24 protein-coding genes are annotated in these 25,240 nt (G+C 50.8%); 10 read left to right on the top strand and 14 right to left on the bottom strand.

All coding sequences use genetic code 11. The features are described from left to right. Positions 1-10 precede the first annotated feature (10 nt). From pgmB to pspA, 13 genes are all read right to left on the bottom strand, one after another. Complete coding sequence (pgmB, locus tag SK33_RS11520; RefSeq protein WP_048217826.1) at positions 11-679, bottom strand: beta-phosphoglucomutase; 669 nt, start codon at positions 677-679, stop codon at positions 11-13. Beyond that, complete coding sequence (locus SK33_RS11515; RefSeq protein ID WP_162771960.1) at positions 676-2,952, bottom strand: glycoside hydrolase family 65 protein; 2,277 nt, start codon at positions 2,950-2,952, stop codon at positions 676-678. Before SK33_RS11515 ends, pgmB begins: the two co-directional genes overlap by 4 nt. Further along, positions 2,949-4,004, bottom strand: coding sequence for a Gfo/Idh/MocA family protein (locus SK33_RS11510; RefSeq protein ID WP_044710888.1), 1,056 nt, complete (start codon positions 4,002-4,004; stop codon positions 2,949-2,951). Before SK33_RS11510 ends, SK33_RS11515 begins: the two co-directional genes overlap by 4 nt. A gap of 10 nt (positions 4,005-4,014) precedes the next feature. Further along, positions 4,015-4,803 (bottom strand): sugar phosphate isomerase/epimerase family protein, encoded by a 789-nt coding sequence (locus SK33_RS11505; RefSeq protein WP_048217827.1) that lies wholly within the window; start codon positions 4,801-4,803, stop codon positions 4,015-4,017. A gap of 16 nt (positions 4,804-4,819) precedes the next feature. Continuing rightward, the gene (locus SK33_RS11500; RefSeq protein ID WP_048217828.1) at positions 4,820-5,872 is read right to left on the bottom strand and encodes a zinc-dependent alcohol dehydrogenase; all 1,053 of its coding nucleotides are present in this window, start codon (positions 5,870-5,872) and stop codon (positions 4,820-4,822) included. 27 nt (positions 5,873-5,899) lie between these two features. Continuing rightward, positions 5,900-6,742, bottom strand: coding sequence for a carbohydrate ABC transporter permease (locus SK33_RS11495; RefSeq protein WP_003020474.1), 843 nt, complete (start codon positions 6,740-6,742; stop codon positions 5,900-5,902). Beyond that, positions 6,729-7,610, bottom strand: a complete 882-nt coding sequence (locus SK33_RS11490; RefSeq protein WP_003840754.1) for a carbohydrate ABC transporter permease — start codon at positions 7,608-7,610, stop codon at positions 6,729-6,731. Before SK33_RS11490 ends, SK33_RS11495 begins: the two co-directional genes overlap by 14 nt. Before the next feature lie 20 nt (positions 7,611-7,630). Beyond that, positions 7,631-8,923, bottom strand: coding sequence for an ABC transporter substrate-binding protein (locus tag SK33_RS11485; RefSeq protein ID WP_048217830.1), 1,293 nt, complete (start codon positions 8,921-8,923; stop codon positions 7,631-7,633). Between the two features lie 16 nt (positions 8,924-8,939). Further along, positions 8,940-10,646, bottom strand: a complete 1,707-nt coding sequence (locus SK33_RS11480; protein WP_075262462.1) for a sugar phosphorylase — start codon at positions 10,644-10,646, stop codon at positions 8,940-8,942. 164 nt (positions 10,647-10,810) lie between these two features. Beyond that, positions 10,811-11,041 carry a phage shock protein PspD gene (gene pspD / locus SK33_RS11475; protein WP_003020493.1) on the bottom strand — a complete coding sequence of 77 codons (231 nt, stop codon included), beginning with the start codon at positions 11,039-11,041 and terminating at the stop codon, positions 10,811-10,813. A gap of 8 nt (positions 11,042-11,049) precedes the next feature. Further along, a complete protein-coding gene (gene pspC / locus SK33_RS11470) occupies positions 11,050-11,409 on the bottom strand; it encodes an envelope stress response membrane protein PspC (protein WP_048217832.1) in 360 nt (119 codons plus the stop codon). Next, on the bottom strand, positions 11,409-11,633 hold the full coding sequence (pspB, locus tag SK33_RS11465; RefSeq protein ID WP_003020509.1) for an envelope stress response membrane protein PspB: 225 nt from the start codon (positions 11,631-11,633) through the stop codon (positions 11,409-11,411). Before pspB ends, pspC begins: the two co-directional genes overlap by 1 nt. Before the next feature lie 54 nt (positions 11,634-11,687). Next, a complete protein-coding gene (gene pspA / locus SK33_RS11460) occupies positions 11,688-12,356 on the bottom strand; it encodes a phage shock protein PspA (protein ID WP_003020532.1) in 669 nt (222 codons plus the stop codon). A gap of 155 nt (positions 12,357-12,511) precedes the next feature. Between pspA and pspF the strand changes: the two genes are divergently transcribed. The 7 genes from pspF (at position 12,512) to sapF (ending at position 19,793) form a co-directional block, all read left to right on the top strand. Further along, complete coding sequence (pspF, locus tag SK33_RS11455) at positions 12,512-13,501, top strand: phage shock protein operon transcriptional activator (protein ID WP_162771961.1); 990 nt, start codon at positions 12,512-12,514, stop codon at positions 13,499-13,501. A gap of 96 nt (positions 13,502-13,597) precedes the next feature. Further along, a complete protein-coding gene (locus SK33_RS11450; protein WP_003020537.1) occupies positions 13,598-14,242 on the top strand; it encodes a quinolone resistance pentapeptide repeat protein QnrB38 in 645 nt (214 codons plus the stop codon). Between the two features lie 268 nt (positions 14,243-14,510). Beyond that, positions 14,511-16,154 (top strand): ABC transporter substrate-binding protein SapA, encoded by a 1,644-nt coding sequence (gene sapA, locus SK33_RS11445; protein WP_048217834.1) that lies wholly within the window; start codon positions 14,511-14,513, stop codon positions 16,152-16,154. Next, a complete protein-coding gene (gene sapB / locus SK33_RS11440; RefSeq protein ID WP_003020545.1) occupies positions 16,151-17,116 on the top strand; it encodes a peptide ABC transporter permease SapB in 966 nt (321 codons plus the stop codon). The genes sapA and sapB overlap by 4 nt, the downstream gene beginning before the upstream one ends. Beyond that, entirely contained in the window at positions 17,103-17,993 is an 891-nt protein-coding gene (gene sapC, locus SK33_RS11435) for a peptide ABC transporter permease SapC (RefSeq protein ID WP_003020550.1), read from the top strand. Before sapB ends, sapC begins: the two co-directional genes overlap by 14 nt. Continuing rightward, on the top strand, positions 17,993-18,985 hold the full coding sequence (sapD, locus tag SK33_RS11430) for a peptide ABC transporter ATP-binding protein SapD (RefSeq protein WP_003020556.1): 993 nt from the start codon (positions 17,993-17,995) through the stop codon (positions 18,983-18,985). Before sapC ends, sapD begins: the two co-directional genes overlap by 1 nt. Before the next feature lies 1 nt (position 18,986). Next, entirely contained in the window at positions 18,987-19,793 is an 807-nt protein-coding gene (sapF, locus tag SK33_RS11425; protein WP_003020558.1) for a peptide ABC transporter ATP-binding protein SapF, read from the top strand. Between the two features lie 37 nt (positions 19,794-19,830). Here the strand turns inward: sapF and SK33_RS11420 are convergent, their stop codons facing one another. Further along, positions 19,831-20,520 carry an EAL domain-containing protein gene (locus SK33_RS11420; RefSeq protein ID WP_008322387.1) on the bottom strand — a complete coding sequence of 230 codons (690 nt, stop codon included), beginning with the start codon at positions 20,518-20,520 and terminating at the stop codon, positions 19,831-19,833. Positions 20,521-20,962: 442 nt separating this feature from the next. Between SK33_RS11420 and fabI the strand changes: the two genes are divergently transcribed. From fabI to SK33_RS11405, 3 genes are all read left to right on the top strand, one after another. After that, on the top strand, positions 20,963-21,751 hold the full coding sequence (gene fabI, locus SK33_RS11415) for an enoyl-ACP reductase FabI (protein ID WP_003020565.1): 789 nt from the start codon (positions 20,963-20,965) through the stop codon (positions 21,749-21,751). A 197-nt stretch (positions 21,752-21,948) separates the two neighbouring features. Continuing rightward, complete coding sequence (locus SK33_RS11410) at positions 21,949-23,094, top strand: carboxymuconolactone decarboxylase family protein (protein ID WP_003843980.1); 1,146 nt, start codon at positions 21,949-21,951, stop codon at positions 23,092-23,094. Between the two features lie 89 nt (positions 23,095-23,183). Continuing rightward, positions 23,184-25,118 carry an exoribonuclease II gene (locus tag SK33_RS11405; RefSeq protein WP_048217837.1) on the top strand — a complete coding sequence of 645 codons (1,935 nt, stop codon included), beginning with the start codon at positions 23,184-23,186 and terminating at the stop codon, positions 25,116-25,118. Positions 25,119-25,240: the final 122 nt, after the last annotated feature.

Raw genomic sequence — 25,240 nt, 5'->3', positions numbered from 1 at the left:
GTTGAATCCTTTACTTGTCGTGTTGCCAAAGAGCCGATAAGCACGGCCACGTCAGAAATTCGGTTGAAGGAAGTTGCAAGCTTGCTCCGTTCAGCCCCGTACCCATGCCAACAGAGAGCATGCCGCAGGCGTTGATCGCATCAATACCCGCCTGAGCATCTTCTATGCCAATACACTGCTGCGGGTCAGCGCCAAGGCCCGCACAGGCTGCCAGAAAAATCTCCGGATCCGGTTTCGAGCGAGAAATTAGCGCGGCATCCGCACAGAAATCAAAATAAAATTTAAGATCAAGCGCTTGTAAAATCGCAGAGGCATTGAGCGACACAGAGGCCAGCCCCACCGGAATCCGCTCTTCCCGCAACGTCATCAGCAGCTCACGTATTCCCGGCAATACCGAGTTCACCGTCAACTGGCGCAAAGAATGGACATACAGTCTGTTTTTTCTCTCGGCCAATTGTGCGCAAACCTCAGGTGTAAACTCCCCCGCTTTCCCGCCATATTGCAAAATACGCTGTAGCGATTCGCCGCGACTAATCCCTTTCAGGCTGTCATTAAATGCCTCGTCAATCGCAATCCCTATTTCACCGGCTACCTGCCGCCAGGCGAGAAAATGCAAATGTGCAGTGTCGGTAATCACGCCATCTAAATCAAAAATGATGGCCTGTGGTTTGAGGATCATTCATCGCCCCCTTTCATGGTAGCGGTCCCATAAGTGGGCGAAATAATGGCGTCATTGCAGATAACTATCTCCCCCTGAACAGAGATCTTTTCCCCTTTTACCCAAAGAGTAATCTGCTCGGCGCTGTTAATGCGGATTTCAGTTGCATTGATGGTTACCTGCAAATCGATACCCTGCCAGCGCAGTGGGAAAGACAGTGTTTGCCAATGTTCCGGTAATGCAGGGGCAAGATGTAACTCCCCATGGCGAACATTCACTCCGGCAAATCCCTGGATAGCGCCCAACCAGATTGCGCCCGTTGCCGCCGCATGAATACCATCATCGCAGCTGTGCGGGTCATCCCCGAGATCGATTAGCGAACCTTCGCGCCAAAACCGATATCCCTGAGCCGAATCACCACAACGCGCAGCCACAATCCCGTGAATCGCCTTACTCAAAGAGGAGTCGTGAATCGTACGTGGCTCGTAATAACGCAGGTTAGCCAGACAGGTTTGCGGGCTAAATTGCTCCGGCAACATGTAGGTCAGCATCACGACATCAGCCTGTTTAAGAATTTGCATCTCATTGACTTCTGCACGGGAGTAATCGAGCAAAATGGTCTGCTTGCCCGCTTTGGCTTTGTACTGCGACAGATCGATAACCGGTTTGTTCAGGAAGGTATCATCCTGAGGAAGCACGCCATCGGGCTGCACTTCCGGTCGCCAGAGATACTGTAAAAAATGCTCTGCGCGATGAATAAACGTGCCATCGCCACAGCCCAACCGACGGGCAAAACCCAGCGCCTGCTCTACGTTGTACCAGGCCATGTAGTTGGTGAACGCATTGTTGTTCACATGCTCAGTGTATTCATCCGGGCCAATCACATCGTGGATCTCTAAACGATCGTTGACCATGACAGCCCTGCTAATCCAGAACTTCGCCGTTTCCAGCAGCAGCGTCATGCCCTCTCGGGTCATGAAGTTTAGATCCCCTGTGACATGCCAGTAATTGATTACCGCCCAGGCAACATCCGCCACGAGGTGATGTTCAGCCTGTGCGGAGGCCACTTTTTGCCGCAGCCCGGTACGGATGTTGATCGCCGCGAATTCAGGCGTTTCCTCATCACCGCTGCGAGCGCTTTCCCACGGGAACAGCGCGCCTTGCCAACCGTTACGGCGGGCTTTCTCACGCGCGCCCGGCAAATTATGCCAGCGGTAACGCAATAGACCTCTCGCGGTTTTCGGTTCGGTAAACAAGTGAAACGGTAACAAAAAGACCTCAGTATCCCAGAAGATGTGGCCTTTATACCCTTCACCCGTCAGACCTTTGGCCGCAATACTGCTGCGCTCATCATGGTCTGGGGTCATCACACGCAGATGATAGAGGGCATAGTCCAGCGCGCGCTGATCGCTAATATCAGAGCTGGTAACCTGAACGCGACGAGTTTGCCACCAGGCATGCCAGTTGGTGCTCGACTCAGCCAACAGAGCGTCATATCCCTGTTTCGCGCATGCTTCAATGTTACGCAGCGACTGGCGTCCCCAGGTCTCAAGCGACAAGTTGCGTTCGCTCGTCCAGTCAACCCAACTCATTTTCGTCAGCGTGACGCGCTGCCCGGCTTGCGCCTGCACGGTGTTGTGTTGTAACAACCGACGTTCTTTCGCGGTGAAGCAGCGCTGCGCTGCGCCGTCGACGTCACAATATGAGGTGATCGCGATATCGTTGCGATTGTCCTGGGTTGTGTAAATGCCCTGCAGAAGATGCTGACCAAAGACTCTAATCTGTGTTTCATCCAGATGCTGACGGCCATGATTGGTGATCGTGGCATCAATACCGGTTGAGATACCAATGCTGGCATCGGCATCCAGTGGCGTTACGACCACTTCCATAGCAAACAGCGGCAGCTTCTGTGCCGAGACAAACCGCCGACTCTCAATAGCGAAACGCGCCCCGCCAGGTGCATGCCAGATAAACGCACGGCGCAATTCCCCGCTGGCAAAATCCAGTTCGCGATGCCAGCTTTCAATCACGCCGCTGGTTAGCGAGAAAATCTCGCCATTAAGCGTGATCTCCACTCCGACTACATCGGGTAGATTAACCAGTTCATTAATTTCGCCTTTACCCGCACGGTGATACAACCCAGCCAGATACATGCCACGAGTCTGTAAGGTGTAAGCTTCCTCGTGGCTGGCGCGAATTCCCATATACCCGTTACCGGTCGTCATGAGTGACGCATATTTATTCAGGCTATGTGGGCAAAAAGCCGGTTCAGTTAGCATTACTGGCTTCGTCATAAGTCTACGTAGGTCCCTGTTTCAGCCGATTGGTACAGTGCGGCAACCAGTTGTTGAATAACGACGCCCTGCTCTGCGTCAGCAATAGTGACAGGCTCGCCCTGGACATGGTTAACGAAGGCTTCCATGCTGCGATAATGACGGTTGTCATCAGCCATCTCGCGCGCAAGCAGCACGTCAAGCGTACCATCACGGTCGGTGTAAACCTGGGCCGGAAATAACGTCGCCCCCGCCAAATCGCCACAGAAATTAACGTTCATAATCGATTGTTCAGGAATATTCAGCGCGAAAGAGGTTTCCAGGCGCAGGATACCGCCGTTATGAAATTCAATCGTGCCGAACAAAGAATCCTCCACGGTATATGTGGTGGGATCCCATTTCCCAAACTGACCGCTGTTTTTAAGCGTGCCAATGCGCTGATAGCTGTGCGCGTTAACACGCTTTACCGCCGGGAACCCCAGCACATACATGGCGGCATCAAGCATATGAATACCGAGATCAATCAGCGGCCCGCCGCCCTGCAGTTCTTTGTTGGTAAACACTCCCCAGCCGGGCACGCCGCAGCGGCGCAAAGCGCGGACATTGGTGACATAGATTTCACCCAGAATACCGGCCATCACCTGCTCACGAAGCAGTTGCGTATCCAGCGCAAAACGATGATGAAAATCATAAGCCAGTACTTTTCCCACCCGACGCGCTGTTTTGCACATCTCCAGCGCCTCGTCTGGCGTCATTGCCGGAGGTTTCTCGCACATCACATGGCATCCAGCGTTCAATGCCAACATGGTGTGTTCATAATGAAAGCGATTGGGCGAGCAGATGCTGACGATATCTGGCTTAGCTTCGCGTAACATCGTTTGCGGATCGTCCCAAACCTGCGGATTACCGTATTTTTCTGCAAACAACCGCGCCTGTGACAGGCGGCTGTCGCAGACAGCCACCAGTTCCAGATCGTTGCGGGTGCAGTAGTACGAAGCATGAACTTTATCCGCCACCTGCCCGGCGCCAATAATGGCGACACGTAACGGAGCGCTTGTCAGTGCACTTTTCACGGAAATCCTCTTAGCAAGTACGCAGCCAGGTCAGTGACTGACGATACGCTTCCGGCAGATTCTCTGCTCGTACGCGCCCTTCGTACACAACGTAGCCCTGATAATTATCTTCACGTAACTGGTCAAACAGTGCAGCGAAATCCAGCGTACCGCTTCCCGGCTGATAACGATGGTTATCCGCAATATGGACGTGACCCAGCAGATCGCGATTGTCGTGCAGCGCCTGTGCCATATCGTCTTCTTCGATATTCATATGGTAAAAATCACCAATGATTTGCACATGCTTCAGATTATTTTCCACGATATAGCGACGGGCATCCGCCAGGGTGTTGATCATATGATCCTGATAGCGGTTGAGCGGTTCCAGATACACCACCGTACCCGTACGCTGGGCAACTTTATCAAGATAAATCAATGAATCACTGATAGCTTTACGATCGCCATCCTGGCTACGCGGAGAGGTCATCGGCGGTAGGCGGAAGGTAAACATGCCCCATGCAGCAGGTACAATAATGCCTTGTCCACCAACTTCGGCCAGCGCTTCGAGAATGCGGGTAATCTGCCGCAACCCGTTTAAACGACGCTCTTCGATAAAATCACCGATCCAACCGTCATATCCTCCACAGGCAGTGGTAACAGGCAAACCTGTTTCTTTGATCGCCGCTTTTACTTCATCAAGGTTATTGACCAGCAACTTACCGTCAATTTCAAAACCGTCAAACCCCATCTCTTTGATATAACGGAATTTCTCGAGAATATTTTCCGGGAAAAAAGCCTGATTCTGTGTTCCAATTTTCATCTTCTGCATTCCTTAATTAAAACGTCACGCCCATTTTGATGCTTTTTTCCGGATGGCGATCGACATACTGCATATAGCTTTCCGGGCTGTTGGCGAAAGTCACTACCGGGTCAATGAGTTCTTCACAGTCCAGGTAACCGTTCATCAACAGTTCCCAGCAGGTCTCCTCAATACGCTTGCGGCTCCAGCGCGGATAATCTGGATTAGGTTCACTACCAGCACGTGAGAAGACAATTTTGGCATTGTTGAAGTGCGCTTCACGCCCCAGGTTGAAACCTTCAGCAAAAGGTTTCGCGAAAGCGACATAGGAAATGGTTCCACCATAGGCCAGACCGCGTAACGCCGACTGCAGCGCATCTGCATAGCCGCTGGTTTCGATGATCACATCTGCGCCCTGCTTACCGGTCAGCTTCTTAATTTCCATGCCTACATCGGTGCCAATCGGATTCAGACAGAAATCCGCGCCATGGCGACGCGCGATATCGCAGCGATGGGCAATCGGATCGACGCCGATGACCACTGAGGCTCCCGCTTTCTTAACCAGTTGCACGGCAATCTGGCCAATTGCGCCTAAGCCCACGACGACCACAAAGTCACCGACGCGCACATTGGCGTCGCGCACACCGCTCATGGCGAACTGTGCCGGGTCATAGCACACGGCATTTTTCCACGAACTGCCTTCAGGCATTTTGCGTAGTTTGTAGTTGTTCACCGCATTAAAAATAACCGTTTCTGCCAGAGGACCGTATCCGCAAACTGAATCGCCAACAGCGTATTCGGTCACATCGCTGCCACACTCAATAACATCGCCCACCACCATATTGCCAAGCTGGAATTTACCGAATTCGATTCCGCGTGGAGCCCCTTCCGGACGCGGCATAAACATTTGCCATTCACCGTTAAAATCTTCGTCAATAAACGGGCTGGCAGCACGAAAATCGACCACTTCTGTGCCATGTTTCGGCGCGCCAAATTTAACGCGAACTTTAACTTCATTGGCGGATACCGCTCTGTCTTCATATTCCACCAGCGCTGCAACGCGCGGTTCTGTGGCAACTAACTTCTTCATTTACAACTCCTTAATTAAACTGGCCGCTTAGCCTTTCACGCCGCCTGCGGTCAAACCACTTTTAATAAAACGTTCGGAAAGCGCATACATAATGACCACCGGCAATGCAGTGACTAACGATGCAGCCATCATGCGTCCCCAGATATAGTCAGGTGTACTGAACAGTGCGTTCAGACCGACCGGTAAGGTAAAATTGCTGGCGCTGGAAAGGAAAATCGAAGCAAACAGATAGTCATTCCACGCCACCATAAAGCAGTACACAAAGACCGAAACCAGACCAGACATTGCCAACGGCACGGTAATACGAAAGATGATCTGCAGACGGTTCAACCCATCCATCATCGCGGCTTCTTCGATCTCGTCCGGAATGGTGTCGAAATAGCTTTTCAACATGAACACCGCGGTCGGCAGCGTCTGGGTGACCATAGTGATAATCAACGCCATTTCGGTGTCGTAGATGCCGAGTGCCGTAATGATCTTGAATAACGGCACCACCAGCAGGATCCCCGAAAACATATACACCGTGTAAAAACTGGCATTGATGGTCATTCGTCCCTTAAAACGCAGGCGGGAAAGCGCATACGCCCCGAGCACGCCCAGAAATACCGCCACCACCGAAGAAGTCACCGATACCACCAGGCTATTACGGAAGTAGTCAACAAACGGGAAAATCATCGGGTTGAAGATGTCGATGTAATGTTCCAGCGTCCATTGCTGCGGTAACAGCGTCGGATGCAGTGAAATCGCCTCTTTTGCGCTTTTAAATGAGGTCATCAGCATCACAAAAAATGGAAATAGCGTGATGCCCAGGAAGACAATTAATCCACAGTAAAAGCCAATACGGCCAAGCGTGCGCTTATTTGTTGCCATTGAGGTTCACCCGTTTTCTGGTCAGCAGGATAACAGCGAAAATGATGACGAAGAGGACGACAGAGATCGCGGCTGCTTTGCCTAAGTCATTAAATGCAAAGGCTGTTTTATAGAGATAGACCCCGAGAATATCGACTTTAGTGGTCAGCAGATAAACATCGGCGAACATATAAAACATCCAGATCGTACGCAGTGTGACTACGGTCGCCAGTACCGGCATGATCGCTGGCAGCGTGACGATGCGAAACCGTTGCCAGGCGTTCGCGCCGTCCATTTCTGCAGCCTCATACAACGATTTATCAATAGTCTGTAAAATCGCCAGAAACGAGATAAAGGCATAGGGGAAGTAGCGCCAGATGGCGAACAACACGACCAGCGCGAAGCTGCTACCGGGATTGTCGAACCACAGCGGAGCCTGATCGTAGAGATGCAACAGATCCACGCCGAGGTAGTTCACAATGCCGTAGCCGTTGTTGAACATGTATTTCCAGGCAAACACCAGCGAAATTGATGGCGTTACGTAAGAGAGGATGACCAGTGAGCGCGCTGTTTTCCGCAGACGAAACTCACGGTTAAAAAACATCGCCACTCCCAGCCCCAGCACCGTGCTCCCTGCCACAACCAGCGCGGTATACCAGACCGTCATCCACAGCGAATGCCAGAATCCGGGATCGGATAAGATACGGATATAGTTGCTCAGCCCGACAAACGTAGACTCAATTTGCGGATTAAGCGGCAAACGCATAAAGCTGATTTCGATGTTAGATATCATCGGCCACGCCACTAAACCGCCCAATAACAGCAAGCTGGGCGCCAGCAGCAGCATGGCAAATGGCATATCAGATCGACCTGAAAAGAACTTATTCATCACGGCTTTCCATTTCCCCATTAGCGCTGTTCAACGAGGTCATCCAGTTTTGTCTGGCTTGCCTTGATGGTCGATGAAAGGTCAGCTTTTCCTACCGTGACGTTGTGCACCATGGTACTCACGATGCCGGAGCCGGTTACGTCGCCCATGCGGGTAAAGTTCTTATCACCGACGGCACCAAAGACCTGAATATTTGGCAGTTCGGCAATCAGTTGATCGGGTAATTCACCCAGCGCTTTGATAACGGCGTTATCTTTCCACGTCGAAGTATTCACCACCGCTTTGTTGACTGGCAGCGCCGCCCCTGGCGACATCATGACCCAGTCCGCAATGTTGTCTGCCTGCTCCATAAAGGTGACAAATTTCTCTGCCGCTTCTGTCTCTTCGGTTTTTTGACCTGCGGTTATGGTCAGCGACGTCAGCATGCCGTAAACAGCGGAATTTTTTTCCGTCGGCACCATAAAGCCAACATTTTTAGGATCGCCCTCTTTGATCACCGCCGGGAGGATATAGGTGGAATAAATCGCCATTGGCGCCGTGCCGTTCATGAAAGCATCTTTGACTTCCATTATGTCGTTCGAGCCAGGCATAGTGTTCATGGCAAGTTGGCGGTAATACTGCAACGCCTGCGCCATTTCAGGTGTGTCGAGCGTAATCTTTCCCTGCGCATTAAAAACGTTGGCCTGGTTAGAGAGCGCAAACTGGGAGAATGACTGTTCGGTCAAAACGCTTTCTGCCGTGGGTAGCGCAATACCGTATTTCTTACTGCCAGGATTGTTGAGCTTCTGGGCCACGTTCAGCAATTGCTGCCAGTCTTTTGGTTCTTCCAGTCCAGCTTTTGCCAGCACATCTTTGCGATACCAGATCCCGCCAATCCAGGCGCTGACCGGAACCCCAGTCCATGCACTACCGTCTTCAGTACGCACAATACGCAGGACGCCATCATAAAAAGTACCTTCACCGACGCCGTTGATGACCTGCGCCACCGCTTTACGATCGATAAGGGATTCTTTATCCATAACTTTCGCGTAGTCATGGCTGGTTTCAATGACTTCAGGCAGTGAACCGCTGCGCGCCAGGGTAATGACCTTGGTGTTGTAAGCATCTTCTTCCACAGGAACCTGTTTGACGCTGATGCCCGGATTTTCTTTTTCAAAACGCTCAATCAGTTTTGCAATAACTGCTTGCCGCTCCTGCTCGACAGAAGAGTGCATAAATTCAATCGCGACAGAGGACTTTTTATCATCCTTACACCCGGAAACCAGGGCGCAGGAAACCAGTGCTGAAATCAGCACAATTTTAGCTTTAAGCATGAAATGTTCCTTTTTATTACTTAACCCACATGACCTGCCAGGCGTACAACGTTAATTCTTTACCTGAAATAGTTTCACCGCTAATCAAATCAAATCCATTTTCAATATCAATGCAAATGGTTTGCGTATGACCGCTGACATTAAATAGTCCAGTAATTTCCTCGCCTGTTTCCGCCGTACGTTTAATTTGCATGACAGCTGGTGTAACATTGCAAATTTGAAAATTACTATCAGGGTGGAATGCTTTATTATTACGACGTATTACAATGAGTCGGGATAACTCATGATAAATAGCGTTACGCAAACTGGTTTCATCTGCCAGCTCCGTTTCTATTTGTCTTATCTGATATTTTTTGCGGTTGATCGCACGGTTATAACCTAACGTCTCAACACCTTTATAATCATTGCGTGAGCCAAGTATGCTTTGAATGTAAACCGCCGGCACGCCTGGAAAACTCAGCAAAATGGCATGTGCGAGAATAAAGCGAGAAAACCGTTCGGCATCGCTACAATTACCAGGGGTTAGCGCATCCACATATGTCACGTTAATTTCATACGGACTGCGACTGCCATCAGGGTTATTTTTCCAGTTAACCAGCGCACCTTCCTGTTGTAGTTCTGTCACCAGCCGCATGATCTCGTCTTCAGGCAACAAACCGCGTAATGGGTTGAGACCAATGCCATCATGCGATGCGAGAAAATTAAACCAGGTCGTCTCACCAGACGGCAGCTCCAGTGATTGCGCCCACTGGCACAATGTCGACGTGTCCTGGCGTTGTACCGCATGCAGCACCAGCGGCGGCAGCGAGAACTGGTACACCATATGCGCTTCATCATGGCCATTACCGTAGTAGGACACGTTATCCTTATGCGAGACGTTGGTTTCGGTAATAATCGCCGTACCAGGCGCCACGCAGTCCGCAATAGCGCGGAATAGTTTGATAAGCTGATGCGTTTTTTCCAGATGAATACAGCTCGTTCCAGGCTCTTTCCACATAAAGCCAACCGCATCCAGGCGAACATAATCTGCGCCCTGCTCAAGATAGCTCAGCAGCACATCGACCATCGCCAGTAATACCACCGGGTTGGCATAGTTGAGATCGATCTGGTCATCGCTGAACGTCGTCCATAAATGGCGCACGGTGTTATCTTTTAGCGTAAATGGTGTCAGTAACGGTAATGCGCGTGGACGTGTGACGTTGCTCAGGTCCGTATCAGGATCCATTGCAATAAAGAAATTTTCATAACCGTCAAGCTGTTGCAAATAATTATTAAACCACTCGCTTTTAGCTGACATATGGTTACAAACAAAATCAAACATCAGTCGACTGGACTCACCTAATTCCTTAATATCATTCCAGTCACCGGTTTCTTTGGCAACCTGATGGTAATTAATCACGGAAAAACCATCATCCGATGACCACGGATAAAATGGCAGAAGATGCACATGAGAAAATGTCGACTTAAACCATTCATTATAAAACTGATTAAACGTCGGCAACGGTTTTTTACCAACCCCGTGGAATTGATCGACGTAGGTAATAAGCACCACATCGCCCTCATCCCAATGCGCTTTACGGATTTTTTTAATTAATCCCTGTGATTTCTCTAAACGTGCAAACAGCGCTTCATAATGGCATGAAGTAAATGTATGACCATAAACTTCTGTCAGGCATTTTTGGATTTTTTGGTTCACCTTCGATTCTCGTGGTAGCGGTCCCATGAACAAGAAGACTACTCTGCGGAAAATAAGCTGTCAATTAGCTGAGGTGGTCTGGAGGGGGGTAAAAAAAGAATTTTGGCAGCCAAAAAATCGTATTTGTGAGCTGCCGCAAATTAACTGAGGGAATGTTGATTAATTGTTGCTTGCTTTTACTGATTCAAATATCAGGTTCGATTACCGGAATATCGTTTCGACAATTTTGCCGCAGCCCGACTCAACACAGGTTCCAGAACCAACGCCAGCAGCATTTTTAGCGGGCGTCGGGCGACGGATTTCACCGCCCACCCTGCTACCCCCGCCGGGCCGTAGCGAAGCGCCGTTAAAAGCACCAGCTTACCTGCTATTTTAAAGCCCGGCTTAACCCTTTGCCCGGCACGTTGCCAGCGATTGTTCATTTCTAACCTCACAATTGGCGAAAACGACTACGTAAGGAAAAAGTATCGGACGTCACATAACGTTCCATTTCACGCAAACGCTTTTCACTAGCCGCCAGCTCGCGATCGACAGCATCCAACAGTTCACCGCTTGCTGGCTGCTGCTCGCCGGAAACCACATTGTCCGGCATAGGGTCCAACACAAATGTCAGCACGATATAGGCGACGAAGGTGAAAAAGGCCAGACCAAAAAAGACTGACAGCACCACCAGGATCCGTACCAGCTTCACAGGCACATCGAGATAATGCGCAATACCCGCACAAACCCCCTTCACCATGCCCTGCTGCGGAATACGCCACAGTTTTTTGTTCAGATTAACGCCACCCATTAGCGGTCCCTCCAGTTTGGATGTTCAGCATCAAGGATGTCTTCCAGCGCCTGAATGCGCTCACGCATCCGCTGTGCGTCGTCGTTGAGTTCGACCAGACGTTGCTGTTCACTTTGCGACAGTTCGCCACGACTGGAACGGTTGCTGTAATGCAGCCAGAGCCAAATCGGTAAAACAAACAGCACAAAGATGGTTAACGGGATAGCCAGAAATAGCGCGCTCATGAGTACTCCTTACAGGTGATGAGCGGCGGCGCGATCGGGCACCGCCAGATGTTATTATTGCTTGTCTTGCTGCATTTTGGCTTTAAGTTGCGCCAGCTGCTCGCTGATTTCATCATCTGCTTTCAGGTCAGCAAATTGCTGATCCAGGGACTTCTGTTTACCGAAATTATGGCTTTCAGCCTCAGCTTCCATCTGATCGATACGACGCTCGAAAGATTCAAAGCGCGCCATAGCTTCATCAAGTTTACCGCTGTCCAGTTGACGACGAACATCACGTGAAGAACTCGCTGCCTGATGACGTAGCATCAGCGCCTGCTGACGAGCACGGGTTTCACTGAGTTTATTTTCCAGCTCACCAATCTCTTTTTTCATACGCGCCAGCGTATCGTCAACCAGCGTGACTTCATGCTCCAGAGAGGCAATCAGGTCAGTCAATTTCTGTTTTTCGATTAACGCAGAACGAGCCAAATCTTCTTTCTCTTTGCGCAGCGCCAGCTCAGCTTTTTCTTGCCACTCTGCCTGTTGCGCGCTGGCCTGTTCGATACGACGAGATAATTGTTTCTTTTCTGCCAGAGCGCGTGCGGAGTTTGAACGCACCTCAACCAGCGTATCTTCCATTTCCTGGATCATTAACCGCACCAGCTTCTGCGGATCTTCAGCCTTTTCCAGCAACGCATTAATGTTGGCGTTCACGATGTCGGCAAAACGAGAAAAAATACCCATAATGTAATCCTCACTTACTGTTCTGATATCGGGCTATGCCCTGCTGATTTCGTAATGCACTTGGCGTGCCAACTTTTTATCTCATTGATTTTAATAATTATATCTAATTTTACCTGGCGAGAGAATTAGGGTAAATTGGTGAATAACACTAACAAATGGTGAATTTCATCATGGCAGGATACAAAGACAATCTTCTGGGTGAAGCAAACAGCTTTATTGAAGTGCTGGAGCAGGTTTCTCATCTGGCACCGCTGGATAAGCCTGTCCTGGTTATCGGTGAGCGAGGTACTGGGAAAGAGCTTATTGCCAACCGCCTGCACTATCTGTCCACCCGTTGGCAAGGCCCGTTTATTTCGCTTAACTGCGCAGCGCTCAACGAGAACTTGCTTGATTCCGAACTGTTTGGTCACGAAGCAGGTGCCTTTACCGGCGCTCAAAAACGCCATCCTGGACGTTTCGAACGCGCCGACGGCGGTACGCTGTTTCTCGATGAACTGGCAACCGCCCCGATGTTGGTGCAGGAAAAACTGCTGCGCGTTATTGAATATGGAGAGCTGGAACGTGTTGGCGGCAGCCAGCCGTTGCAGGTTAACGTACGACTTGTTTGTGCAACCAATGCCGACTTACCTCGCATGGTCATCGAAGGTACTTTTCGCGCGGACCTGCTGGATCGTCTGGCCTTTGACGTAGTGCAACTCCCACCGTTACGCGAACGCCAAAGCGACATAATGTTAATGGCCGAGCATTTTGCCATTCAGATGTGCCGCGAGATCGGGTTACCACTGTTTCCAGGGTTTAGTGCCGAAGCCAGAGAAACGCTCCTCCACTACCGTTGGCCGGGCAATATTCGTGAACTGAAAAACGTCGTGGAGCGATCCGTTTATCGACATGGGACCAGTGATTACCCGCTGGATGAGATAATCATTGACCCCTTCCGCCGCCATGTCGTGGAATCTCAGGTGCAGGAAGCAAAACCAGCATCTGTAGCATTACCGCTGGATCTGCGTGAATTCCAACAACAACAAGAGAAAGACTTTCTACAAACCAGCTTACAGCAGGCAAAATTTAATCAGAAAAAAGCCGCTGAATTACTGGGTCTGACTTATCATCAGCTACGAGCCTTGCTGAAGAAACACCAGATTTAATGCACATTTGTCGACGTGATATTGGATGGTTTGACGTATAACGTTAAAACAGCTTAACATCCCAGTAATACTGTATAAAAAAACAGGCGCATTATTATGGCTCTGGCATTAATTGGCGAAAAAATTGACAGAAACCGCTTCACCGGTGAAAAAGTTGAAAATAGCACTTTTTTTAACTGTGATTTTTCGGGTGCCGACCTTAGCGGTACTGAATTTATCGGCTGTCAGTTCTATGATCGAGAAAGCCAGAAAGGGTGCAATTTCAGTCGCGCAATACTGAAAGATGCCATTTTTAAAAGCTGTGATTTATCCATGGCGGATTTTCGCAACGTCAGTGCGTTGGGCATAGAAATTCGCCACTGCCGCGCACAGGGTGCAGATTTTCGCGGCGCAAGTTTCATGAATATGATCACCACGCGCACCTGGTTTTGCAGCGCATATATCACTAATACCAATCTAAGCTACGCCAACTTTTCGAAGGCCGTGCTTGAAAAGTGCGAATTGTGGGAAAATCGCTGGATGGGAACTCAGGTGCTGGGTGCGACGTTGAGTGGTTCCGATCTCTCCGGTGGCGAGTTTTCGTCGTTCGACTGGCGGACGGCAAATTTCACGCACTGCGATTTGACCAATTCAGAACTGGGTGATTTAGATATTCGGGGCGTCGATTTACAAGGTGTCAAATTGGACAGCTATCAGGCCGCGTTGCTCATGGAACGTCTTGGCATCGCTGTCATTGGCTAACCGCTTACGCATTTTATCATCGCGTCGAAACCATAACCGATTACACCAAGGCTCACATCCTGCGCCTCGTTTATTGCGGGTCAGATGGGTCATGAAAATGCTAAGATAGTTAATAGAGTATATTCAAAGTGGATGGCGGGTATGAATTTTGACCATACCGCGATGTTGAAATCGTGGTTATCCCCCCTGCTGCCCCCTAAAACAAACGGTAATGGCAAATGTCATTAAGTATTAGTAAGATAGCCTCTTTATATAATCCATTAAAATTATGCGCCTGGTTTTATCATCTCTGATCGTGATGGCTGGATTTCTGAGTGGTCAGGCTGCTGCTGCGCCTGAGCAAGCTTCGCACGCTGATATCCGTGACAGTGGGTTTGTCTATTGCGTCAGCGGGCAGGTCAATACGTTCAACCCGCAAAAAACGAGCAGTGGTCTCATCGTCGACACGTTAGCGGCCCAATTGTATGACCGACTGCTTGATGTAGATCCCTACACCTATCGACTGGTGCCTGAGCTGGCTGAAAGCTGGGAGGTGCTGGATAACGGCGCAACCTACCGCTTCCATCTGCGTCGTGACGTACAGTTTCAGAAGACTGCCTGGTTCACTCCCACCCGCAAACTGAATGCAGACGATGTGGTGTTTACCTTCGAGCGCATCTTTGATCGCCACCATCCGTGGCACAATGTGAACGGCAGCAATTTCCCCTACTTCGACAGCCTGCAGTTCGCCGATAACGTCCAAAGTGTGCGCAAACTGGACAACAACACCGTTGAATTCCGCTTAACTCAACCTGATGCCTCTTTTATGTGGCATCTTGCCACACACTATGCCTCCGTAATGTCGGCGGAATATGCGGCTAACCTGGCAAAACAGGATCGTCAGGAACTGCTCGACAGACAACCTGTCGGCACAGGACCGTACCAACTTTCGGAGAATCGTGCCGGCCAATATATTCGGTTGCAGCGGCATGAAAAATTCTGGCGTGGCACTCCTCTGATGCCGCAGGTGGTAGTGGACCTCGGTTCTGGCGGAACCGGACGGTTATCAAAGTTACTGACCGGCGAATGTGACGTTTTAGCCTGGCCTGCCGCCAGCCAGCTCAGCATATTGCGTGATGACCCTCGCCTGCGTCTGACGCTGCGCCCGGGGATGAACATTGCCTATCTGGCGTTCAACACCAATAAACCGCCGTTGAATAACCCTGCCGTGCGGCATGCGCTGGCGCTAGCGATCAACAACCAACGGTTAATGCAGTCTATCTACTACGGGACGGCAGAAACCGCGGCATCTATTTTGCCTCGCGCCTCGTGGGCTTATGATAACGAAGCTAAAATTACAGAGTACAACCCGACAAAATCGCGCGAGCAGTTAAAAGCACTGGGGCTGGAGAATCTGACGTTACAACTTTGGGTCCCTACCAGCTCTCAGGCCTGGAACCCCAGTCCGCTGAAAACCGCAGAGCTGATTCAGGCAGATATGGCTCAGGTGGGTGTGAAAGTGAAGATCATCCCGGTAGAAGGCCGTTTTCAGGAGGCAAGATTAATGGATATGAACCATGATCTGACGTTATCCGGCTGGGCGACGGACAGTAACGATCCTGACAGTTTTTTCCGGCCGTTGCTCAGCTGTGCCGCCATCAATTCGCAGACCAACTTTGCCCACTGGTGTAATCCGCAGTTTGACAGCATTCTGCGCAAAGCCCTCTCTTCACAGCAGCTTTCATCGCGAATTGATGCCTATGACGAAGCGCAAAATATTCTTGCGCAAGAGTTACCGATCCTGCCGCTGGCCTCTTCACTGCGTCTACAGGCTTACCGCTACGACATCAAAGGGCTGGTGCTCAGTCCGTTCGGCAATTCCTCTTTTGCCGGGGTGTCCCGGGAAAAGAAAGATGAGGTGAAAAAACCATGATTATCTTCACCCTGCGTCGATTTTTGCTGCTACTGGTCACCCTGTTCTTCCTGACTTTTATTGGATTCAGCCTGAGCTATTTCACACCTCATGCGCCGTTACAGGGAGCATCGTTGTGGAACGCCTGGGTATTCTGGTTCAATGGTCTCATTCACTGGGATTTCGGCGTATCCAGTATCAACGGTCAGTTGATCTCAGAACAGCTGAAAGAGGTGTTCCCGGCCACAATGGAACTATGCATTCTTGCCTTTGGTTTTGCACTAATGGTCGGGATCCCCGTTGGTATGCTGGCAGGCATCACGCGCAACAAATGGCAGGATCGTTGCATCAGCGCATTGGCTCTGATGGGGTTTTCTATCCCCGTTTTTTGGCTGGCTCTGCTGCTGACATTGCTCTTCTCACTGACCCTCGGCTGGTTACCCGTTTCCGGGCGTTTTGATCTTCTCTACGAGGTGAAACCCGTTACCGGTTTTGCCATTATTGATGCGTGGATCTCCGACTCACCCTGGCGCGATGAAATGCTGGTCAGCGCTATCCGTCATATGGTGCTCCCGGTGCTAACGCTCTCCGTTGCGCCCACCACCGAAGTCATCCGCCTGATGCGTATCAGCACCATTGAGGTCTTTGATCAGAACTACGTCAAAGCGGCAGCCACACGCGGTTTGTCACGCTTAACGATTCTGCGCCGTCACGTTCTGCACAACGCCCTGCCGCCGGTGATCCCGCGTCTGGGCTTACAGTTTTCCACCATGCTGACGCTGGCGATGATCACCGAGATGGTCTTTAGCTGGCCTGGTCTTGGCCGTTGGTTGATTAACGCGATTCGCCAGCAGGATTACGCGGCGATTTCAGCGGGCGTTATGGTGATTGGCTCACTGGTTATCATCGTCAACGTTATCTCTGATATTTTGGGTGCTATGGCTAACCCTCTGAAACATAAGGAATGGTATGCCTTACGATAGCGTCTATAGCGAAAAACGCCCGCCAGGTACGTTGCGCACCGCATGGCGCAATTTCTATGGTGATGCAACTGCGATGATCGGCCTGTACGGCTGCGCGGGATTGGCTGTTTTGTGTATTTTTGGTGGTTGGTTTGCCCCTTACGGCATCGATCAGCAATTTCTCGGCTATCAGCTTTTACCGCCGTCATGGTCACGCTATGGCGAAGTCTCTTTCTTCCTCGGAACTGACGATCTGGGACGAGACGTTTTAAGTCGTCTGCTCAGCGGCGCGGCCCCGACCGTTGGAGGCGCGTTTGTCGTCACTCTTGCCGCAACACTGTGTGGCCTTGTATTGGGCGTAGTTGCCGGTGCGACGCACGGCTTACGCTCCGCAGTGCTGAACCACATTCTGGACACCCTGCTGTCTATCCCTTCTCTGCTGCTGGCGATTATTGTGGTGGCCTTTGCCGGTCCGCATCTGACACACGCCATGTTTGCGGTCTGGCTGGCGTTGCTGCCGCGCATGGTGCGCTCCGTTTACAGCATGGTGCATGACGAGCTGGAGAAAGAATACGTCATTGCCGCTCGCCTGGATGGTGCAACCACACTGAATATTCTGTGGTTTGCCGTTCTGCCGAATATTACCGCCGGTCTGATTACTGAAATCACCCGCGCACTGTCGATGGCGATTCTGGATATCGCCGCGCTGGGTTTTCTCGATCTTGGCGCACAGCTGCCATCCCCGGAATGGGGGGCCATGCTCGGTGACGCGCTGGAGCTGATTTATGTCGCACCGTGGACGGTCATGCTGCCAGGCGCAGCAATTATGATAAGCGTGCTGCTGGTTAACCTACTGGGTGACGGCGTGCGCCGCGCAATTATTGCGGGGGTGGAATAATGCCATTACTGGATATCCGCAACCTGACGATTGAATTCAGAACCGGTGACGACTGGGTTAAGGCAGTTGATCGCGTCAGCATGACCCTCAACGAGGGTGAAATCCGCGGGCTGGTCGGCGAGTCGGGTTCCGGCAAAAGTCTGATCGCTAAGGCCATTTGCGGCGTCGCTAAAGATAACTGGCGCGTAACCGCAGACCGTATGCGTTTTGATGATATCGATCTGCTACGCCTTTCCGCGCGTGAACGACGCAAACTGGTCGGTCATAACGTCTCCATGATCTTTCAGGAGCCACAGTCATGTCTCGATCCGTCTGAGCGGATCGGACGGCAGCTAATGCAAAATATTCCTGCCTGGACTTACAAGGGCCGCTGGTGGCAGCGCATCGGCTGGCGCAAACGCCGTGCGATTGAACTCTTACACCGCGTCGGGATAAAAGACCATAAAGATGCCATGCGCAGCTTCCCGTATGAGCTAACCGACGGCGAATGCCAGAAGGTCATGATCGCTATCGCATTGGCGAATCAGCCGCGTTTGCTGATTGCCGATGAACCGACGAACGCGATGGAGCCAACCACCCAGGCGCAAATTTTCCGTCTGCTAACCCGTCTGAATCAAAACAGCAATACCACCATTTTGTTGATAAGCCATGACCTGCAAATGCTCAGCCAGTGGGCTGACAAAATCAACGTGATGTACTGCGGACAAACGGTGGAAACCGCGCCAAGTAAAGATTTGGTGACCATTCCGCATCATCCTTATACTCAAGCGTTGATTCGCGCTATTCCTGATTTTGGTAGCGCAATGCCGCACAAAAGCCGCCTGAATACCATGCCAGGAGCAATTCCATTGCTGGAACAATTACCCATCGGCTGTCGTCTGGGGCCGCGCTGCCCTTATGCACAACGCGAATGTATTGAAACCCCAAGACTGACCGGAGCAAAGAATCATCTCTACGCCTGTCATTTCCCGCTGAACATGGAGAGAGAGTGAGATGGTAGAAACCCTGCTCGAAGTTCGTAATCTGAGCAAAACCTTTCGCTACCGGACAGGTTTATTTCGCCGCCAGACCGTTGAGGCCGTCAAGCCTCTGAGTTTCACCCTGCGCGAACGTCAGACTCTCGCCGTCATTGGTGAAAACGGTTCAGGGAAATCTACGCTGGCAAAAATGTTGGCGGGTATGATTGAACCTACCAGCGGTGAGCTGCTGATTGACGATCATCCGTTAAAATATGGTGATTATTCATTTCGTAGTCAGCGGATCCGTATGATTTTCCAGGATCCGTCAACATCGCTTAATCCTCGGCAACGTATCTCGCAGATCCTCGATTTTCCGCTACGACTGAATACCGACCTCGAGCCTGAGCAGCGTCGTAAACAGATCGTGGAGACCATGCGCATGGTCGGACTGCTGCCCGATCACGTAAGCTATTACCCACATATGTTAGCGCCGGGACAAAAACAGCGTCTGGGCCTTGCCCGTGCGCTCATTTTACGCCCCAAAGTCATTATCGCCGACGAAGCCCTGGCTTCTCTGGACATGTCGATGCGTTCGCAGCTCATCAATCTGATGCTGGAATTACAGGAAAAACAAGGGATTTCATATATCTATGTGACTCAGCATATTGGCATGATGAAGCACATCAGCGACCAGGTATTAGTCATGCATCAGGGCGAAGTTGTTGAGCGCGGCAGTACAGCGGACGTTCTGGCCTCCCCGTTGCATGAACTTACCCGTCGCCTGATTGCAGGTCATTTCGGCGAAGCGCTTACCGCCGACGCCTGGCGGAAAGATCGCTAACAAACGACTGCCCCCTCAACCGGGGGGCATTCTGCCATCAGTGACACAACGTAGGTAAGAGCAGCGTATCAACTTCGGTAAACGTGACTGACGGATAAAGGGCACCCTGCATTGCCCAGACACCTGCAGCACTGGCCTCGTCGACAAGTTGTGCTGTTTCGACTCCCTTCACTACAACACGGTCGCAATATTCCCTGATATTTTTGATCAGCACCGGGAACATCGGTTTTTCTACCTGTTCCAGGAAAAAACCGCGATCCAGTTTAACAACGTCAAAATGACCGCAAACCAGCGGGCTGGCCCCTACGCTGCCGGAGCCAAGATCGCCTAACCACAATGCGTTTGGGCCGTCGCGAAGTGAATTAATCAACAGACTATTCAGGCACACGGTATTCGTCAGAAAACGTTCTGAAAGTTCCAGTGCAATAAATGGTAGTGCCTGTAAGGCCGACTTGATGGCTGGATCACCAATCGCCAGCAGCGCCATTTCGTCAATGAGTTTCAGGGTACAAATAAGGCTGTTGCGCTCAAACCAGTCACGCTTTTCGGCAATTAATCGAATTTGCTCGAGCATGAAATTACGCTTTTGTTCGCTATCCCACGCTGAAATGATGAAATCTGGATGCAACGGTTGAACCGTATCTGAAGTAAACCGGGCGTTCATCTCTACGCCCAGTAATTTATCTGTTGTGTCTCTCATCGTTTCCGCGATGAAATGATAGTGCATAAGACCACTCCAATTGATCATAACATCCTGATAATGCACTTCTAATTACAATCAATCAATAATATCGATCAATGTATCGATATTGATCGATAAAAACAATATATCATAACAAGCTGAATATTGTCATATTTTTTGTTTTAAGAAAGTTCCTACCTTGCTATGTTTATTAACATCAGCTAGCAATGAAATAATACCATTTCAATGCCTTTGAAACCTTGCATTTTCTCTGCTTCACCGACGTTAAATGCCTGAACGAAGCATAACCGGAGGGGGATGATATACTCCCCACATGCAATGAAGTGACAGGTCACGTGAGGTTGATAACAATTCCTCAGGGAAAAGGCGTGGGATATAATTTCAGACCAATTTCGAGTGAGCTTAACGCGTCAATCATAATTCATTGATTGGTAAAAGATAAGTGTTAACAAAAAGGATTAAAGCCATGGGTTTTTTATCAGGTAAGCGTATTCTGGTGACAGGCCTTGCCAGTAAATTGTCTATCGCATGGGGAATCGCTCAGGCGATGCATCGCGAAGGTGCTGAACTGGCGTTCACCTACCAGAACGACAAGCTGAAAGGTCGTGTGGAAGAATTTGCAGCGCAATTAGGCTCCAACATTGTTTTGCAGTGTGATGTGGCTGAAGATGCCAGCATTGACGCCATGTTTGCTGAACTGAGCAAAACCTGGCCGAAATTCGACGGTTTCGTACACTCAATCGGCTTCGCACCTGCTGACCAACTGGATGGCGATTATGTGAACGCAGTTACCCGCGAAGGATTTAAAATTGCGCATGACATTAGCGCTTACAGCTTTGTTGCGATGGCAAAAGCATGTCGTTCCATGCTAAACCCTGGCTCTGCGCTACTGACGTTGTCCTATCTGGGCGCAGAACGTGCAATCCCTAACTATAACGTCATGGGCCTGGCGAAAGCCTCCCTGGAAGCGAACGTCCGTTATATGGCTAATGCGATGGGGCCTGAAGGCGTGCGTGTGAATGCCATTTCCGCAGGTCCAATCCGTACACTCGCCGCTTCTGGCATTAAAGATTTCCGTAAAATGCTGGCGCACTGTGAAGCAGTTACACCGATTCGCCGCACCGTTACCATTGAAGATGTGGGTAACTCCGCAGCATTTCTGTGCTCCGATCTCTCTGCCGGTATCTCTGGTGAAGTCGTACACGTTGACGGTGGCTTCAGCATCGCCGCAATGAACGAGCTGGAACTTAAATAATCCTAAGACCTCGATGGGCGGTCTCGCGCCGCCCATGACACTCCTCTCAGCCACCACATATGCCTTTCTGATATTTATTATCACGTAACAATCTTTCATCCCCTCATCTGCTTACGTCAGGATATTGCAGCGCAAACGATCCGGCGTAGTAGTATGACGACGAGTCCGGGTCGCCACTTTTAGACCAAGGAACGCCCATGGAACAACGCCGAATTGAAGGCAAAAGCCACTGGTATCATGAGACGCAATCCAGCACGTATCCGCAAGATGTTCTGCCGCTGGTCCCGGAAGCCGCTCATGTCGACGACAGTTTTTTACTGGATCTGGCATTACCTGATGACGCTCTTTCGCCCTTTCAATCCTGGTTAACCCCTGCCCGTAAACTTGCCCAGACGCTCTTCCCGGCTCATGTAAACCTGAATCAGATGCATACGTTCAGTGCCTATGAACGAATGAGTACAGCCCTGACCGTCGCTCAGGTGTATGGTGTGCAGCGATTATGTAATCACTATGCCGCGCGTTTAACACCGCTTCCCGGTCCGGACTCCTCGCGGGAAAGTAACCATCGACTGGCACAAATCACCCAATATGCTCGCCAACTTGCCAGCTCTCCTGCCGTGATAGGCGAACGCGACCGTCAGCATCTGGAGGCGGTCGGACTGACCACCAGCGATAATATTCTGATGAATCAAATCATCGGCTTCGTCGGTTTTCAGGCCCGAACCGTGGCCCTGTTTCAGGCCTGGTCTGGTCATCCGGTACGCCGAATACCGGGGCTGGATATTCAGCAATTTGCTCACGCTTCGTTATTTAACGCCACAAAGACAACCTGGCATGCTGCACCATTCCCGATCGAAAAATATCCCCCCCATGATGAGAACGCTGCCAGAGGATATCCCGATGAACTGCGAGCGTTGGTGCCATTATTGATACATTCACCGGTCATTTTAGATTTACTCACGACGCTGATTTCCAGTGCCCGGCGCAGCGCTGTATCAGTACAGGCATTTTCACTGGCAGCGCTGATGACGTCACGAATTAACGGCAGCGTGGCCTGCTTTAACGAGCAGGCGTATACAGCAAATGAATTAGTCGACGTTATCGCCCTGCTTCGCCTGGATGAACGTGAATTACAACGTTGGGAACAACGACATCCGGTTGAGCGCGTTACCCTACAGGCGGTACAATGGCTGACCCGGGCGCCCGACCGCTTTAGCACCGCACTGTTAACGTCTTTGTTCGATCAGGGAATCTCTTCAGAGCAGGCCATTAACCTGCTAGCCTGGAGTGGATTGTGCGGATGGTTGAATCGCTTGAAAATCGCGCTGGGCGACACTGATTAACCGATCCACTTACTGAAAGAGCGCTTGCTGCCACTGGCAGAATCGCGTAAAACTGTCAGCCGCTCTTTTAGCCACGAAAATAGACAATTATGCTTCAGGACAACCCGCTGCTAGCGCAGCTTAAACAGCAACTACATTCCCAGACGCCACGTGCTGAAGGGGTGGTAAAAGCCACGGAAAAAGGCTTTGGCTTCCTGGAAGTCGATGCACAAAAAAGCTATTTCATTCCACCGCCGCAGATGAAAAAAGTGATGCATGGCGACCGCATTGTTGCGGTTATCCATACAGAAAAAGATCGTGAGTCTGCAGAGCCGGAAGAACTGATCGAACCCTTCCTGACGCGCTTCGTGGGTAAAGTTCAGGGCAAAAATGATCGTCTGTCCATCGTGCCGGATCATCCGTTACTGAAAGATGCTATTCCATGTCGTGCCACCCGCGGCGTTGAACATGAATTTAAAGAAGGCGACTGGGCGGTTGCAGAAATGCGCCGTCATCCGCTGAAAGGCGATCGCACCTTCTACGCCGAGTTAACCCAATTTATCACTTTTGCTGATGACCACTTTGTCCCGTGGTGGGTCACACTGGCACGCCATAATCTGGAAAAAGAAGCACCGGACGGCGTAGCAACCGAAATGCTGGACGAAGGCCTGGTTCGTGAAGATTTAACCGCCCTCAATTTCGTCACCATCGACAGCGCCAGCACCGAAGATATGGACGATGCGCTGTATGCTGAAGAACAAGCTGACGGCACGCTACAATTAACCGTCGCCATTGCCGACCCAACAGCCTGGATTGCAGAAGGCAGTAAGCTGGATAAAACGGCAAAAATTCGCGCGTTCACCAATTATTTACCGGGGTTCAATATCCCGATGTTGCCACGTGAATTGTCTGACGATCTCTGCTCTCTGCGCGCGAACGAAGTGCGCCCGGTTTTAGCTTGTCGTATGAGCATTACCGCCGATGGCACGATTGAAGACAACATCACTTTCTTCGCTGCGACAATTGAGTCAAAAGCGAAGCTGGCCTATGACAATGTTTCCGACTGGCTGGAAGGTACAGGCGAGTGGCAACCAGAAAACGACGCGATTGCGGAACAGATCCGTCTGCTGCATCGTATTTGCCTGAGCCGAGGAGAGTGGCGTCATAACCACGCGCTGGTCTTTAAAGATCGCCCGGATTACCGTTTCGTTCTCGGTGAAAAAGGTGAAGTACTGGACATCGTCGCTGAGCCACGCCGCATCGCAAACCGTATCGTGGAAGAATCCATGATTGCGGCAAATATTTGCGCCGCTCGTGTGCTTCGCGACAAGCTGGGTTTCGGTATTTATAACGTCCATATGGGATTCGACCCGGCCAACGCCGACGCTCTGGCCGCGCTGCTGAAAACCCACGGTATGCACGTCGATGCCGAAGAAGTCCTGACTCTGGAAGGTTTCTGCAAACTGCGCCGCGAACTGGATGCTCAGCCATCCGGCTTCCTCGACAGCCGAATTCGCCGCTTCCAGTCTTACGCTGAAATAAGTATTAAGCCAGGTCCACACTTTGGGCTGGGTCTGGAGGCATATGCCACCTGGACTTCCCCAATCCGTAAGTATGGCGATATGATCAACCACCGTCTGCTTAAGGCCGTCATCAAAGGCGAAACCATCGCCCGACCTCAGGATGATACCACCGTGCAAATGGCAGAACGTCGTCGCCTGAACCGGATGGCTGAGCGTGACGTGGGTGACTGGCTATACGCCCGTTTCCTGAGTGATAAAGCCGGTACCGACACCCGCTTTGCGGCCGAGATCATTGACGTCAGCCGCGGTGGCATGCGCGTGCGCTTAGTTGATAATGGCGCTGTTGCATTTATTCCAGCACCGTTCCTGCACGCCGTTCGTGATGAACTGGTATGCAGCCAGGAAAGCGGCACCGTGCAAATTAAAGGTGAAGTTGTTTACAAAGTCACGGATGTGATTGACGTAACTATCTCTGAAGTACGGATGGAAACCCGCAGCGTTATCGCGCGTCCAGCCGCGTAACACGCATAAATCAAGCGACCTTTCTCATTTTTGAAAGGTCGTTTTCTTTTTACCTCCCAAATTTCAACCGCGCACTACACTTCTTTCATCCAGTCAAAAAATTTATTTACTATTTTTCAGTT

The organism is Citrobacter sp. MGH103 (assembly GCF_001034475.2).
Lineage (GTDB): Bacteria > Pseudomonadota > Gammaproteobacteria > Enterobacterales > Enterobacteriaceae > Citrobacter > Citrobacter freundii.
This window is presented reverse-complemented; position numbering and strand designations above follow the sequence as displayed.

What these genes read in the sequence shown, in the direction of transcription:
- pgmB (WP_048217826.1), bottom strand. Translation starts at nt 679, where the DNA reads ATGATCCTCAAACCACAGGCCATCATTTTTGATTTAGATGGCGTGATT.
- SK33_RS11515 (WP_162771960.1), bottom strand. Translation starts at nt 2,952, where the DNA reads ATGACGAAGCCAGTAATGCTAACTGAACCGGCTTTTTGCCCACATAGC.
- SK33_RS11505 (WP_048217827.1), bottom strand. Translation starts at nt 4,803, where the DNA reads ATGAAAATTGGAACACAGAATCAGGCTTTTTTCCCGGAAAATATTCTC.
- SK33_RS11500 (WP_048217828.1), bottom strand. Translation starts at nt 5,872, where the DNA reads ATGAAGAAGTTAGTTGCCACAGAACCGCGCGTTGCAGCGCTGGTGGAA.
- SK33_RS11495 (WP_003020474.1), bottom strand. Translation starts at nt 6,742, where the DNA reads ATGGCAACAAATAAGCGCACGCTTGGCCGTATTGGCTTTTACTGTGGA.
- SK33_RS11490 (WP_003840754.1), bottom strand. Translation starts at nt 7,610, where the DNA reads ATGAATAAGTTCTTTTCAGGTCGATCTGATATGCCATTTGCCATGCTG.
- SK33_RS11485 (WP_048217830.1), bottom strand. Translation starts at nt 8,923, where the DNA reads ATGCTTAAAGCTAAAATTGTGCTGATTTCAGCACTGGTTTCCTGCGCC.
- SK33_RS11480 (WP_075262462.1), bottom strand. Translation starts at nt 10,646, where the DNA reads ATGGGACCGCTACCACGAGAATCGAAGGTGAACCAAAAAATCCAAAAA.
- pspD (WP_003020493.1), bottom strand. Translation starts at nt 11,041, where the DNA reads ATGAACAATCGCTGGCAACGTGCCGGGCAAAGGGTTAAGCCGGGCTTT.
- pspC (WP_048217832.1), bottom strand. Translation starts at nt 11,409, where the DNA reads ATGGGTGGCGTTAATCTGAACAAAAAACTGTGGCGTATTCCGCAGCAG.
- pspB (WP_003020509.1), bottom strand. Translation starts at nt 11,633, where the DNA reads ATGAGCGCGCTATTTCTGGCTATCCCGTTAACCATCTTTGTGCTGTTT.
- pspA (WP_003020532.1), bottom strand. Translation starts at nt 12,356, where the DNA reads ATGGGTATTTTTTCTCGTTTTGCCGACATCGTGAACGCCAACATTAAT.
- pspF (WP_162771961.1), top strand. Translation starts at nt 12,512, where the DNA reads ATGGTGAATTTCATCATGGCAGGATACAAAGACAATCTTCTGGGTGAA.
- SK33_RS11450 (WP_003020537.1), top strand. Translation starts at nt 13,598, where the DNA reads ATGGCTCTGGCATTAATTGGCGAAAAAATTGACAGAAACCGCTTCACC.
- sapA (WP_048217834.1), top strand. Translation starts at nt 14,511, where the DNA reads ATGCGCCTGGTTTTATCATCTCTGATCGTGATGGCTGGATTTCTGAGT.
- sapB (WP_003020545.1), top strand. Translation starts at nt 16,151, where the DNA reads ATGATTATCTTCACCCTGCGTCGATTTTTGCTGCTACTGGTCACCCTG.
- sapC (WP_003020550.1), top strand. Translation starts at nt 17,103, where the DNA reads ATGCCTTACGATAGCGTCTATAGCGAAAAACGCCCGCCAGGTACGTTG.
- sapD (WP_003020556.1), top strand. Translation starts at nt 17,993, where the DNA reads ATGCCATTACTGGATATCCGCAACCTGACGATTGAATTCAGAACCGGT.
- sapF (WP_003020558.1), top strand. Translation starts at nt 18,987, where the DNA reads ATGGTAGAAACCCTGCTCGAAGTTCGTAATCTGAGCAAAACCTTTCGC.
- SK33_RS11420 (WP_008322387.1), bottom strand. Translation starts at nt 20,520, where the DNA reads ATGCACTATCATTTCATCGCGGAAACGATGAGAGACACAACAGATAAA.
- fabI (WP_003020565.1), top strand. Translation starts at nt 20,963, where the DNA reads ATGGGTTTTTTATCAGGTAAGCGTATTCTGGTGACAGGCCTTGCCAGT.
- SK33_RS11410 (WP_003843980.1), top strand. Translation starts at nt 21,949, where the DNA reads ATGGAACAACGCCGAATTGAAGGCAAAAGCCACTGGTATCATGAGACG.
- SK33_RS11405 (WP_048217837.1), top strand. Translation starts at nt 23,184, where the DNA reads ATGCTTCAGGACAACCCGCTGCTAGCGCAGCTTAAACAGCAACTACAT.